A 12,882-nucleotide genomic window follows, 5' to 3' on the forward strand; every position below is an offset into this window, starting at 1 on the left:
CCTCGTCATCGTCTGGATGGAAAAACGGGCGGCCATGCTGAACACCACCCGCGCGCGAGCCCTTCATCCCGCACAGGGTGTGCCACACCCGCAAGCGTCCGCCGCAGCGCAAGGGCATACGGCTTGCGCGCGCTTTTGCGTCACTATGGCCCGAGCCCGCGATGAACCCCGCCGCACTCATGAACCCGATGCCGCTCGTCGTCACCTGGCCCGATTTCGCGGCCCGGCTGATCGTGGCCATCCTGGCGGGCGCGCTGATCGGCCTGAATCGCGGCGAGTCGGGCAACGCGGCCGGGCTGCGCACGACCTTGCTCGTGTGCCTCGCCGCCTGCCTCACCATGCTTCAGGTGAACGTGCTGCTCGTGCTGCATGGAAAACCTCAGGATTCCTTCGTGACGCTCGACCTGATGCGGCTGCCGCTGGGCATTCTTTCGGGCGTGGGCTTCATCGGCGCGGGGTCGATTCTGAGAAAAGACGGACTCGTGCAAGGCGTCACGACCGCGGCGACCATGTGGTATGTCACGGTGATCGGGCTTTGCGCGGGCGGCGGCCAATACGTGCTCGCCATTGCGGGCACCTTGCTCGGACTCGTCGTGCTGCATACGCTCGAGCACATCGAGCATCGGCTGCCGCGCGGCAGACGCGCCTATATCACGCTGGGCCACGATGCCGGCGATGATGCCCGCAAGCTGCTCGACGACGCGTTGCGAGGACGCCGCTGCCGCGTGGTGCTGCTCGGTGTCACGCATCACACGGCGGAAACGGCGTCGCACCAGCGCCTCGATGCGTCGTTCGAAGTGCGCTGGCTGGCGCCCGCCGGCGACGACGCCGTGGAAACCGCGCTTTCCTCGCTCGTGGCGCGGGTGCATGAAGAGGCGTCGTGGTCGATCGAGCGATGAGCCTGGCGCTGTGCTCGCGCGGGCTCACCTGGCGCGGCGATGGCCTTGCGCCGATCCGCTGAGCAGCATCGCCGTCTTGACCACGGCCAGATGACTGAGCGCCTGTGGGAAATTGCCCGCCAGCCTTTTCGCGCGCACGTCATATTCTTCGGCGAGCAAGCCGACGTCATTGGCCACGGCGAGCACGCGCTCGAACTGGGCGACGGCCTCGTCCTCGTCGCCGCGCAGGTAGAGACAGTCGGCCATCCAGCATGAGCACGCGAGGAAGGTGCCTTCGTCGGGCGCTTCGTCGCCGCCGCGCCGCCAGCGTCGAATCAGCCCGCCTTCGCCCAGTTCCGCGCGAATCGCGTCGATGGTGGCCGACATGCGCGGCTCGTCGGCTTGCATGAAGCCCACCAGCGGCAGGAGGAGCACGCTCGCATCGAGCGCCTCTTCGCCGTAACCGCGCACGAAGGCGCCGCGCCGGGCGTTCCAGCCGCGTTCGCAAACCTCTTCGTGCAGGGCCTTGCGCATCTGCAGCGCACGTTGCACCTGCGGGTCGCCCATGCCCGGACCGTCTTCGCACCAGTGCTTGATGAAGCGGTCGAGCGCGACCCACGCCATGACGCGCGAGAGCGTGTAGTGGCGCGCGTGGCCACGCGTCTCCCAGATTCCCGAGCCCTGCTTCCCGCCATGATCGAGCAGCCAGCCGATCAGGCGCGCTTCGAGTTCGGCTTCCTCCTGCGCCGCGACGATGCCCGCGCGCCGCGTGAGATAGAGGCAATCGAACGCCTCGCCGAACACATCCGGCTGATACTGCGTGCACGCTGCATTGCCGAAGCGCACGGGCCGCGCGCCCTGCCAGCCCGCCAGGCGCTCGACCTCGCGCTCGCGCGGCACGTGGCTGCCATCCACGCAATACATGACGTGTATGTGCCCGCGCACGTGGCCGATCGTGCGCAGCAGCCAGTCGCGCCAGGCGCGCGCTTCGTCGTGAAAGCCCGCTTCGAGCAGCGCTTCCAGCGCGAAGCTCGCGTCGCGCAGCCAGCAATAGCGGTAGTCCCAGTTGAGTTCGCCGCCCGGCGCCTCGGGCAAGGACGTCGTGGGCGCGGCGACCATCGCGCCCGTCGGGCGGTAGACCAGCGCATAGAGCGTGAGCAGCGAGCGCCGCACCGCCTGCGGCCAGAGCGTGCGATCGTTGTCGAAGCGGTCGATCCAGCGGCGCCAGTGACGCTGCGTGTCGTGCAGCGCCGTGACCGCGGATGCCGGATCGACGCCCCCGGCCTCGCCCTGGCATAGCGTGAAGACGAAGCGCTCGCTCGCGCGCACGGTGAACGCGGCCTTGAGCGCCTGCGCGTGAACGCGCAACGGCACCTCCGCGCGCAAGGTCAATGGGCCACACGCAGCGTGCAGGGTCGCCGCGCCGTCTGCGTCTATCGCGGCTCGCGCGGCGGACCCATCGGCGCCTCGCGGCTGCACGATCATGTGCATATCCACACTGCCGTGCGCGCCTTCGACGATGCGCATGATGGACGCCTCGCTGCTATCGGCCGCCATGAAGTCGGTCACGCGCACGCTGCCGCGCTCGCCCTCCCAGCCGGTTTCGACCACGAGCGTGTCGCGCTGGTAGCTGCGGCTCGCGCGGCACGCCGGATCGGAGGGCGCAAGGCGCCAGTGGCCATCGTCTTCGCCGCCGAGCAGCGCGGCGAAGCAGGGCTCGCTGTCGAAGCGCGGCCAGCAGAGCCAGTCGATCGAGCCGTCGCGAGCGAGCAGCGCCGCGCTGCAACCATCGGCAAGCAATGCGTAATCTTCGATGAGGCGTGTTCGGGTCATGGACTTTAGCGCCATCCGCGCACGAATGGGCGCGATCGAACCTGTGCAAGCACTTCGGATTCCCGAAAGGTTCGCAAGCATAATGAGGGCGCGTCCCTTTGCGACGGCTGCGTACCGTCTTTTCGCGTTGCACTGGGCCACGCGCCAACTTGCATCAATTACGCGTAAGGCTTGAAACGCGTGCGCAGCGCGCCTTCAGGCTGCGGCATGCGGTTTTTGGCGGCGCGCGGCACGCGCGATGCGCGCTCCAGTGTCCGGTAGCCGTACTTGTCAACGGAGGAACACAATCGGAGGTGCCTATGAGCCAGGTACGCGAAATCATGTCGAGCGACGTGGTGAGCATCGGGTCCGCCGCGACGATCCAGCAAGCTGCCGAACTGATGCAGCATCACGATATCGGCGCCCTGCCTGTCTGCGACAGCGGACGCGTGGTCGGCATGGTGACCGACCGCGACATCGCCGTGCGCGCGCTGGCGGCGCGCCGTGCGCCGCACGACCCCGTCTCGCGCATCGCCACCGTAGGCGTGGAATGGTGCTACGACGACGAAGACGTCGATACCGTCCAGCGCCGCATGGCCGAGGCGCAGGTGCGCCGCGTGCCGGTCGTGAACCGCCGGCGCGAAATGGTCGGCGCGATCTCGATCGGCGATATCGCCACGCGCTGCGCAGGCGTCCAGCGCGAACGCCTCACGAATACACTCGAGGACATCTCGCAGCGCCGCGTCCGCGCAGCGTGATAGCGCAAACGCGATCAAAGCGCGTCGTGCCACTGACGCATCACCACGAGCTTGCCGTGCGGATGCCCCCCGGCGAGCCGCTCGAAGCCCCTGGGCGTGTGATCGAAGTCGAAGCGCTCCACCACTTCGGCCTTCACCGCGCCCTTCTCCACGAGATCGACGATATGGGCGAGCTGCGCGCCGTCCGCTCGCGCGGTATAACGCGTGGCGCGCGCGCCGTGGCGGCTCGCCTGCGTCTGCGAAGGTTCGCCCAGCGTCGAGACCATCGCCCCGCCGTTCCTGACGACCTGCCAGGAGCGTTGCTGGGCTTCGCCGCCCACGAGGTCGAACACGAGGTCCACCTCGCCCGTTTCCTCTTCGAAGCGCTGCGCGTGGTAGTCGATGACTTCGCTCGCGCCGAGCGCCAATAGCGCGTCGCGTTCGCTCGCCGAGGCCGTCGCGACGACGCGCGCGCCGCAATGGCGCGCGAACTGCACGGCGAAGCGCCCCACGCCGCCGCTCGCGCCTTGAATCAGCACGCGCTCGCCGCCTTGCAGCTTGCCATGCTCGAACAGCCCCTGCCACGCCGTGAGCGCGGCCAGCGGAATGGCGGCCGCCGCGTCCACGGCACAGGTGGCGGGCGCGGCCGCCAGCGCGGTTGCGTCGACCACCACGTAATCGGCGAGCGCGCCAGGTCCCTGGCCCACGAACGCGCAGATGCGCGCGCCTTGCGGCCAGGCCTGGGCGCCTTCGCCCCTGCTCACCACCACGCCCGCCACATCGCGGCCGAGCGTATAGGGCAAGTCGCCTTCGGTAACGAGCGGATAGCGGCCCTGCAGCGTCTTGAGATCGACGGGATTGAGCGCGGCGGCCTGCACTTCGACCAGCACTTCGCCATGCCCGGGCTCGGGCACGCTCAGGCTCTCCTCGCGCAACGACTCCACGCCACCGAAGCGCGGCACGCGCCACGCGAGCATCGTCTCGGGAATATCAGCGTCCATCGATGGCTCCTTGTGCACGCATCACTTCTTGCCCGGGATGACGCTCGCCATCACCTGGCGCGCCGTGTTCGCAATCACGCCGCCCTCGTCCGGGTCGCCTTCCATGAGCGCGCGCGCGAAATGGCGCGCCTGTTCGATCGTCACGTGCGGCGGCAGCGGCGGCACATCGGGATCGGTCTTCACTTCGAGCACCACGGGGCGCGGCGAGGCGAGCGCCTGCTCCCAGGCGTCGCCCAGTTGCTCCGCGTTGTCCACGTAGATGCCCGTGAGCCCCACCAGTTCCGCAAAACGGTGATACGGCACGTTGGGAATGTCCTGCGAGGCTTCGAATTTCGCGTCGCCCTGCATCACGCGCTGCTCCCAGGTGACCTGATTCAGGTCCTCGTTGTTGAACACGCAACAGATCCAGCGCGGGCTCGCCCACTGGCGCCAGTACTTCGCCACGGTCACGAGTTCGGCCATGTTGTTCATCTGCATGGCGCCGTCGCCCACGAGCGCGATCACGGGCCGCTCGGGATGCGCGAACTTCGCCGCGATGGCGTACGGAACCGCCGCCCCCATCGAGGCGAGACCGCCCGACAGCGAACACATCATGCCGCGCCGGATCTTGAGGTCGCGCGCATACCAGTTCGCGCACGAGCCCGAGTCGCTCGTGACGATCGCGCCATCGGGCAGGCGCGGCGACAGCTCGGTCACCACGCGCTGCGGGTTCACCTTGCCGCTCGTCGCCGCGTGCGCGCGGTCCTCGAGCACGCGCTGCCAGCGCTCGCCCGCATGGATGAGGCGGTTGCGCCAGCTCGTGGCGTTCTTCTGCTCGAGCAGCGGCAGGAGCGCACGCAGCGTGGCCGCGCTGTCGCCCACGAGGCTCACCTCCATCGGATAGCGCACGCTCAGCATGCCCGCGTCGATATCGATCTGCACCGCGCGCGCATCGCCTTCCTTCGGCAGGAATTCCGAATACGGGAAGCCGGAGCCGACCATCAGCAAGGTGTCGCATGAGGACATCATCTCGTCGGTCGGCTTGGTGCCGAGCAGGCCGATGCTGCCCGTCACCCAGGGAATGTCGTCGGGCACCACGGCCTTGCCGAGCAGTGCCTTCGCGACGCCCGCGTGCAGGCGCTCGGCCACGGCGACCACCTCGTCGCCGGCATGCATCGCGCCCGCACCGACCAGTATCGCCACCCGGTTGCCCGCGTTGAGCACCTCGGCCGCGCGCCTGAGGTCCGCCTCGCGCGGCACCACCTCGGGCGCGCTGTAGCCCACGCCGGAATGCGCCGTGCCGTGCTTGCGCGCGGGCGGCTCGTACTCCAGTTCCTGCAGGTCGTTGGGCAGCACCATGGCCGTGACCGTGCGCCGCGAGCGCGCGATGCGCACCGCGCGGTCCACCACGTGGCGCACCTGTGCGGGCACGCTGGGCTGCTGCACGTAGGCGCCCGCCACGTCCTTGAACATCGAGACGAGGTCGAGTTCCTGCTGATAATGCGCGCCGAGCGCGGCGCGCGCCTGCTGGCCCGCGATGGCGAGCACGGGCATGTGGTCGAGCCGCGCATCATAGAGCCCCGTGAGCAAGTGTGCCGCGCCCGGCCCCGACGTGGCGATGCACACGCCCAGCTCGCCCGTGAACTTGGCGTGCGCGCTCGCCATGAAGGCGGCCATTTCCTCGTGGCGCGCCTGCACGAATTCGATCTTGCCGTGCGCGCGCTGCAGCGCGCCGAACATGCCGTTGATGCCGTCGCCGGGATAGCCGTAGATGCGTCGCACGCCCCATTCGTGCAGCCGCTCGACGATGAAGTCACTCACTGTGGTGGTCGCCATGTGCCGTTCTCCTTGCGGATGGTCCGAGTCGTTTGCCGTGTTGGCGTCACCCGCGCAAACGCCGAACCTGGAGCCGGGCGAGACTGGCGGCTTTCATGTCCCCTTAATCGAGCAGCTTCGCCGCGTTTTTCCGGCGCTTCTTGCGTTCGCGCCGCAGCGCCGAGAGCGCGGCATCGGCCTTCGCACCGTCCGGGAAGATCTCGCGATGCTGCGCGAGCAGGTGTTCGCTCGCGACCGCATCGTTCAGCCTGCCGAAACGATCCTGGAGTTTCTTGAGCGACTTCACACCCCGGTTATCGCGGCGCGGCAGTATCGATCCGAAGAACTCCAGCAGATAACGCAGGCGCTTCGCCCCCTTGCGCACCTCGTGCCACGCGGCATAATCGCGGCGTTTTGCGCTGCGCGCTCGCCGCATGCGCTTAGCCAGCGACCGGCGCGCCACGCGCACGCGTTCGCGCGCGAGGCGCTCGAGCGGCGTGCGGCGTGGCGACGTGTTCAATGCCCGGTTCACCTCATGCAGCATGTCGCGCAGCGCGTGCTTGAGATCGGCGGCAGAAAGCGTCTGTCGAGCATGCTCGCGGGCCGCGTGTCGTACCGACGAAAGACGCTCGTTTGCGAGCGCGCCGTCCTCGCCCAGCAGCGAGACAGCGATGTCCCAATCGCGCGCCTCGCCCGCGGCCGATGCCGCACGCTTGAGAAATGCGCGCTGCCGCTCGACCCGCGTGCCGCCGAGTAGCGGCCGCCACGCCCACAACAGCGTGCGCAGCCGCCGCAACGCGACGCGCAGCCTGTGCAGCGTCTCCGGCTCGGTGTCGAGCGCGGCGACACGCCCAAGCGCCTCGTGCACGAGCGGCTGCGCATAGCGTGAGAACTGCGATTGCGCGTCGCTGCGCGCGTTTTTCGGTCGTGTACCTGGCTTGTCCATTTGAACTTTCCCTCCCACCCGCGCTCACGCCGGCACTGCCAGCGTCTGCGTCATGCGTGACCACACGCGATGCTGTCCCGCCGCTTCGATGAATTCCTCGAGCACGCGCTTGAGTTCGGCTTCGTCGCCGCTCGCGACACCGTCCGCGTGATCGGGCAACTGCGCGGCGGACAGCACCAGCCGCCCCGTATCGACCGCGCCGATCGCCTTCAGATGCTTGAACGCTTCGAGCACGAAGTGACGCGCATCGCCCGACTGCGTGAGCGCCTCCGTGGCCTTCTCGCCGCCGGGGACGAACACCGCATCGAACATGACGGAAGGCATGCCGGTGACGGTCGCATCGGGCGCGATATCGCCGATCGGCGCGAGCGTGGGCGCGATGACGAGCGCCGTGGCGCCCTCCAGCGCAAAGGCATCGCGCAGCCGCGTGAGCATGGCGGGGTCCGCGCCGGGCGCGGTGAGCAAGGCGATCTTGCGCGCCTTGATGCCGGGCTGCACGCGATTGAGCAGGCTGAGCGAGGGCGAACTGGCCGTGCGCGGCTTGCCGGGCTTCGCGCCCGCTTTGGGATTTGGCAAGCCGAGCGCCTGCGCCACGCTCGAGGCGAGGTCCGCGTCGATATTCGCGAGAATGGCGTTGACCTGGCGCTCGCGTATTTCCGGCTTCGTGACCTTGCCCAGTTCGAAGGTATAAGCGGCCTTGATATGCGCCTTCTCCGGCTCCGACATGCTGTGGTAGAACATCGTCGGCTGCGAGAAGTGATCCGCGAACGACTCGCTGCGCACGCGGATCTTCACGCCGTCCATGCGTTCCTGGTAGCTTTCGAAGCCGCCGTCCTTCGGCTGCGTTTCCTTCGGCCACCCGCCGCTCACCGAATTCGGTTCGTACGAAGCCTGGCCGACGTTGAGGGTTTGCCGGTGCATGGCATCGCGCTGATTGTTCTGGTACGGGCAGACCGGCCGGTTGATCGGAATCTCGTGAAAGTTCGGGCCGCCAAGACGGCTGATCTGCGTGTCGGTATAGGAGAACAAACGCCCTTGCAGCAAGGGGTCGTTCGTGAAATCGATGCCCGGCACGATATGGCCCGGATGGAACGCGACCTGTTCCGTCTCCGCGAAGAAGTTGTCCGGGTTGCGGTTGAGCGTCATCTTGCCGATGATCTTCACCGGCACCTCTTCTTCGGGCACGAGCTTGGTCGGGTCGAGCAGGTCGAAGTCGAACTTGTGCTCGTCGCTCTCCTCGATGACCTGCACGCCCAGTTCGAACTCGGGATAGTCGCCGCGCTCGATCGCTTCCCACAAGTCGCGCCGGTGAAAGTCGGGGTCCTTGCCCGCGATCTTCTGCGCTTCGTCCCACAGCAGCGAGTACGAGCCCAGCACGGGGCGCCAGTGCCACTTGATGAAGCGCGCGTGGCCCTTGGCGTTGACGAAGCGAAACGTATGCACTCCGAATCCTTCCATGGTGCGCAGGCTGCGCGGTATCGCGCGGTCGGACATGGCCCAGATGACCGTGTGCGCGCTCTCCGGCACGAGCGAGACGAAGTCCCAGAACGTATCGTGAGCGGTACCGCCCGTGGGCATTTCGTCGGGGGCTTCGGGCTTCACGGCATGCACGAAGTCGGGGAACTTGATCGCGTCCTGAATGAAGAACACCGGCACGTTGTTGCCGACCAGATCGAAGTTGCCCTCGTCCGTGTAGAACTTGGTGGCGAAGCCGCGGATGTCGCGCACGGTGTCCGATGAGCCGCGCGGGCCCTGCACCGTCGAAAATCGCACGTAGACGGGCGTTTCCTTCGCGGGGTCCTGCAAAAAGCCCGCGCGCGTGAGTTCGGCCTGGGACTCGTACACGCGAAACACGCCGTGTGCAGCGGAACCGCGCGCGTGCACGATACGCTCGGGAATCCGTTCGTGGTCGAAGTGCGTGATCTTCTCGCGCATGATGAAGTCTTCGAGCAGCGAAGGGCCGCGCGCGCCCGCACGCAAGGTGTTCTGGTTATCGGCGATCTTCACGCCCTGGTTGGTGCGCAGCGCCTCGCCGTCCGCATGCGCGCGAAACGATTCGAGGCTCTGCGATTTCGCGTCGGTGGGCTGATGCTTGCCGTGGGGGCGTTTGTGTTGTGTCATGGGGTGGCTCCTGGTTAGTGTTCCGAACGGCTCGCCACAATGGGAAGGCGAGCGCCGACACCACCCGGAGCGCAAGCGATGTGCCGTTGCAATCGCGCATGGGGCGCGTGTGCCCACGGCACGCGATTTGCGCGCCCGCAGTCAGGAACGCGTGAACGGGAGCACACGATGGCTGCAGGGATCAACGCGATCGACGTTGCGGCGCGCGACATGCCGGAGTTCTGATGGTGCGCGGCGCGCCTGCACACGCGAACGCCACGGTCCCGCGCGCCGTCTACTACGCGCTCGCGTCGAATGTCGTGGTGGCCTTGTGCAAGTTCGCCGCCGCGGCTTACACGAATTCGGGCACCATGCTCGCCGAGGCCGCGCACTCCAGCGCCGATTGCCTGAACCAGTTTTTGCTCATCGCGGGCCGGCGCGCGGCCCGCAACCAGCCCGACGAACAGCATCCGCTCGGCTTTGGCCGCGAGACGCACTTCTACGCCATGCTCGTCGCGCTGCAGTTCTTTTTCGTGGGCGGCCTGGTTTCGATGGCCATCGGCGCATGGCGGCTCTGGCATCACAGCGGCGTGGATCATGTGCAGGTCGCCCTGGCCGTGCTGGCCGTTGCCGCCCTCGCCGAGGGCAGTGCGTTGCGCGCGTCGATCCGCTCCATCGACCGGCGGCGCCGCGCGGGCGGTCTATGGCGCTGGTTTCGCGAAACCGGCGAACTGGAGAACATGCTCTCGATCGGCGAGGACGCCGCGGCGCTCGTGAGCCTCGTCGTCTCGATCACGGGCACGGGGCTGGCCGCGCTCACCGGCTGGGCGGGCTTCGACGCGCTCGGCAGCATCGGCGTGGGCGGCGTGATGATGGCGACGGCCGTGTTCGCGCTTCGCGAGATCAAGTCGCTGATCGTGGGCGAAGCGGCACGCGAGAGCGTGCGCCGGGCCATGCGCGCCTGGCTCGATGCACGCCCCGAGATCGGCCGCGTGGTGAGCCTCGTGGTGCTGCGCTGGTCGGACAGCCTCTTCGTCGCGGTGCAGGCCGAACTCGCCGAGCGCTGCGATGCCGTCGAACTGGTGCGCATCATCGACCGGGTCGAGAACGACTTGCAGCAGGCGTTTCCTGCGGCGCGCTGGGTGTTTTTCGAGCCGGAACTGCGCGAGCATGGCGAGCATCCGCTATAGGTTCAAGGGCGCAATCGCACGCGCCCCCGCACGCAATCAGCCACCAGGCAAGCGCATTGCGCACTGCGTGATCTCGACCCACACCCACCCGCCCTGACAACGAGGCCGTCATGCACACAGCCACCCGCACCCGCGCGCCGCGCGCGCACGACGCAAAGGCGAGGCACGATGACACGCAGCTTCGCAGCGAGGCCGCGAGCCCGCCCGAAGCCGTGCCGATCGAACTCACGATCAACGGCGCACACCATGCGCTGCGCGTCGAACCGTGGACCAGCCTGCTCGACCTGCTGCGCGAGCAACTGCATCTCACCGGCACGAAGAAAGGTTGCGATCACGGCCAGTGCGGCGCGTGCACGGTGCTCGTGAACGGCACGCGCATCAACGCGTGTCTCGCGCTCGCCGTGTCGCATGACGGCGCGGAAGTCACGACGATCGAGGGGCTCGCGCAGGACGGCGCGCTGCACCCCGTGCAGCAGGCGTTCATCGACCACGATGCGTTTCAGTGCGGCTACTGCACGCCAGGCCAGATCTGCTCGGCCGTGGGGCTGCTCGCCGAAGGCCACGCGCATTGCCACGACGACGTGCGCGAGCAGATGAGCGGCAATCTGTGCCGCTGCGGAGCCTACGTGAACATCGCGAACGCCGTGGAAGGCGTGCGCCGCGCGCAGCACCTCGCCAGCCGCGAACGGGAAGAAGGAGACGCGCCATGAACCGCTTCTCGTACGCGCGCGCGAAGAGCGTGGTCGACGCCGTGCGCCTGCACTACGTCACCCCCGGCGCCGAATTCCTCGCCGGCGGCACGAATCTCGTCGATCTGATGCGCGAGGACGTCATGCGCCCCGCCGCGATCATCGACATCACACGGCTGCCGCTGCGCGACATCGAGACGACGAACGACGGCGGCCTGCGCATCGGCGCGCTCGCCACCAACAGCGCGCTGGCATGGGACGCGCGCGTGATCGAGCGCTATCCGCTGCTCGCGCAGGCGCTGCTCGCCGGCGCATCCGCGCAGATCCGCAACGCGGCGACCGTGGGCGGCAATCTGCTCCAGCGCACGCGCTGCCTCTACTTTTACGACCCCGCCACCTGCTGCAACAAGCGCGCGCCGGGCACCGGCTGCGCCGCGCTCGACGGCGTGAACCGCATGCACGCGATCTTCGGCGCGAGCAAACACTGCATCGCCACGCATCCATCGGACCTGTGCGTTGCGCTCGAAGCGCTCGACGCCACCCTCCACGTAGCGGGCCGGCGCGGCACGCGCACGCTGCCCTTCGACAGCCTGCACCGCCTGCCGGGCCACACGCCGCACCGCGAAACGACGCTCGCCGACGAGGAACTGATCACCGCCGTCGAGCTATCGCGCGAGGGCTATGCGCAGCACTTCACGTATCTGAAGCTGCGCGATCGCCAGTCGTATGCGTTCGCGCTCGTTTCGGTCGCGCTCGGCGTGCGCGTGGAAGACGGCACGATGCGCGCATTGGGCTGCGCGCTGGGCGGCGTCGCGCACAAGCCCTGGCGCGACCGCGAAGCGGAACAGCGGCTGATCGGCCGCGCCGTCGACGACACGCGCGCCATCGAGCGCTACGCCGACGCCGTGGTCGCGCACGCCGACCCGCGTCCCGGCAATGCGTTCAAGGTGGATCTCGCGCGGCGCGCGATCGTGCGCGCATTCGAACAGGCGCTGGCGCCCCGAACCCGGGGCGACGGCGCAGCAGACTCCGGGGAGGAATCAGCATGAGTACCGCCTATGAATCTCGCCGTGCCGCCACGCCGGCCACGCGCATCGGCGCGCCGCTCTCGCGTGTGGACGGCCGCAGCAAGGTCACGGGCGCCGCGCGCTACGCCGCCGAATTCACGGCCACAGGGCTCGTGCACGGTGCGGTCGTCAACGCCACCATCGCTCGTGGCAAGATCGCTGCCATCGACGCGTCGGCGGCGCTCGCGCTGCCAGGCGTGCTGCACGTGCTTACGCACGAGAACCGCCCCACGCTCGCCGAAGACGACGCGGCCTGGAAGGATCAGATCGCACCGGGCGGTAAGCCGTTTCGCCCGCTCGCCGACACGCACGTCGCCTTCGCGGGCCAGCCCGTCGCGCTCGTGGTGGCGCACACGCCCGAACTCGCGCATTACGCGGCGTCGCTCGTGCGTGTGCGCTACCGCAGCGAGGCGCATGAGACCGACCTGGCCCGCGTCCTGAAGCATGCCGTCGATCCCTCTACCGAGAAGGGCGGCTTCGAGCCGCCGCCGGCACCGCGCGGCCACGCGTACCGGGCGCTCGCGCACGCCGACGCGCGCACCGACGCGTTTTACAGCACGCCCACGGAATTTCATCAGCCGATGGAGATGCACGGCTGCACCGTCGTGCCTTCCGCCGACGGCCGCTATACCGTCTACGAAAAGACCCAGGGCGTGAGCAATACTCAG

At 68.3% G+C, this 12,882-nt stretch carries 12 protein-coding genes; 6 read left to right on the forward strand and 6 right to left on the reverse strand.

Features of this window, described 5'->3' with window-relative positions:
• Positions 1–161 precede the first annotated feature (161 nt).
• Positions 162–899 (forward strand): MgtC/SapB family protein, encoded by a 738-nt coding sequence (locus tag AB4Y40_RS13335; protein WP_368688070.1) that lies wholly within the window; start codon positions 162–164, stop codon positions 897–899.
• A 24-nt stretch (positions 900–923) separates the two neighbouring features.
• Here AB4Y40_RS13335 and AB4Y40_RS13340 read toward each other — a convergent pair whose 3' ends face one another.
• Positions 924–2,711 (reverse strand): glycoside hydrolase family 15 protein, encoded by a 1,788-nt coding sequence (locus AB4Y40_RS13340; RefSeq protein WP_368688071.1) that lies wholly within the window; start codon positions 2,709–2,711, stop codon positions 924–926.
• 158 nt (positions 2,712–2,869) lie between these two features.
• Positions 2,870–2,998: a hypothetical protein gene (locus AB4Y40_RS13345; RefSeq protein ID WP_368688072.1), complete on the reverse strand. Its 129-nt coding sequence runs from the start codon at positions 2,996–2,998 to the stop codon at positions 2,870–2,872.
• Between the two features lie 12 nt (positions 2,999–3,010).
• Here AB4Y40_RS13345 and AB4Y40_RS13350 point away from each other — a divergent pair, with 12 nt between their 5' ends.
• A complete protein-coding gene (locus tag AB4Y40_RS13350) occupies positions 3,011–3,448 on the forward strand; it encodes a CBS domain-containing protein (RefSeq protein ID WP_368688073.1) in 438 nt (145 codons plus the stop codon).
• Positions 3,449–3,462: 14 nt separating this feature from the next.
• Here the strand turns inward: AB4Y40_RS13350 and AB4Y40_RS13355 are convergent, their stop codons facing one another.
• The 4 genes from AB4Y40_RS13355 to katE form a co-directional block, all read right to left on the reverse strand.
• Positions 3,463–4,428 (reverse strand): NADP-dependent oxidoreductase, encoded by a 966-nt coding sequence (locus AB4Y40_RS13355; protein WP_368688074.1) that lies wholly within the window; start codon positions 4,426–4,428, stop codon positions 3,463–3,465.
• A 21-nt stretch (positions 4,429–4,449) separates the two neighbouring features.
• Positions 4,450–6,243 carry a thiamine pyrophosphate-requiring protein gene (locus AB4Y40_RS13360; RefSeq protein WP_368688075.1) on the reverse strand — a complete coding sequence of 598 codons (1,794 nt, stop codon included), beginning with the start codon at positions 6,241–6,243 and terminating at the stop codon, positions 4,450–4,452.
• Between the two features lie 103 nt (positions 6,244–6,346).
• Entirely contained in the window at positions 6,347–7,168 is an 822-nt protein-coding gene (locus AB4Y40_RS13365; RefSeq protein WP_368688076.1) for a CHAD domain-containing protein, read from the reverse strand.
• A gap of 24 nt (positions 7,169–7,192) precedes the next feature.
• Positions 7,193–9,289: a catalase HPII gene (gene katE / locus AB4Y40_RS13370; RefSeq protein WP_368688077.1), complete on the reverse strand. Its 2,097-nt coding sequence runs from the start codon at positions 9,287–9,289 to the stop codon at positions 7,193–7,195.
• Positions 9,290–9,513: 224 nt separating this feature from the next.
• On the opposite strand from katE, the gene AB4Y40_RS13375 reads away from it, so the two are divergent.
• From AB4Y40_RS13375 to AB4Y40_RS13390, 4 genes are all read left to right on the forward strand, one after another.
• Positions 9,514–10,458 (forward strand): cation diffusion facilitator family transporter, encoded by a 945-nt coding sequence (locus tag AB4Y40_RS13375; protein WP_368688078.1) that lies wholly within the window; start codon positions 9,514–9,516, stop codon positions 10,456–10,458.
• Positions 10,459–10,568: 110 nt separating this feature from the next.
• The gene (locus tag AB4Y40_RS13380) at positions 10,569–11,168 is read left to right on the forward strand and encodes a (2Fe-2S)-binding protein (protein WP_368688079.1); all 600 of its coding nucleotides are present in this window, start codon (positions 10,569–10,571) and stop codon (positions 11,166–11,168) included.
• The gene (locus AB4Y40_RS13385) at positions 11,165–12,196 is read left to right on the forward strand and encodes a xanthine dehydrogenase family protein subunit M (RefSeq protein ID WP_368688080.1); all 1,032 of its coding nucleotides are present in this window, start codon (positions 11,165–11,167) and stop codon (positions 12,194–12,196) included. The genes AB4Y40_RS13380 and AB4Y40_RS13385 overlap by 4 nt, the downstream gene beginning before the upstream one ends.
• Positions 12,193–12,882: molybdopterin cofactor-binding domain-containing protein (locus tag AB4Y40_RS13390; protein ID WP_368688081.1), on the forward strand; the 690-nt coding region annotated here is incomplete at its 3' end. The genes AB4Y40_RS13385 and AB4Y40_RS13390, both read left to right, overlap by 4 nt.

Origin of the sequence: Paraburkholderia sp. EG287B (assembly GCF_040965595.1) — a bacterium.
Classification (GTDB): Bacteria; Pseudomonadota; Gammaproteobacteria; order Burkholderiales; family Burkholderiaceae; genus Paraburkholderia.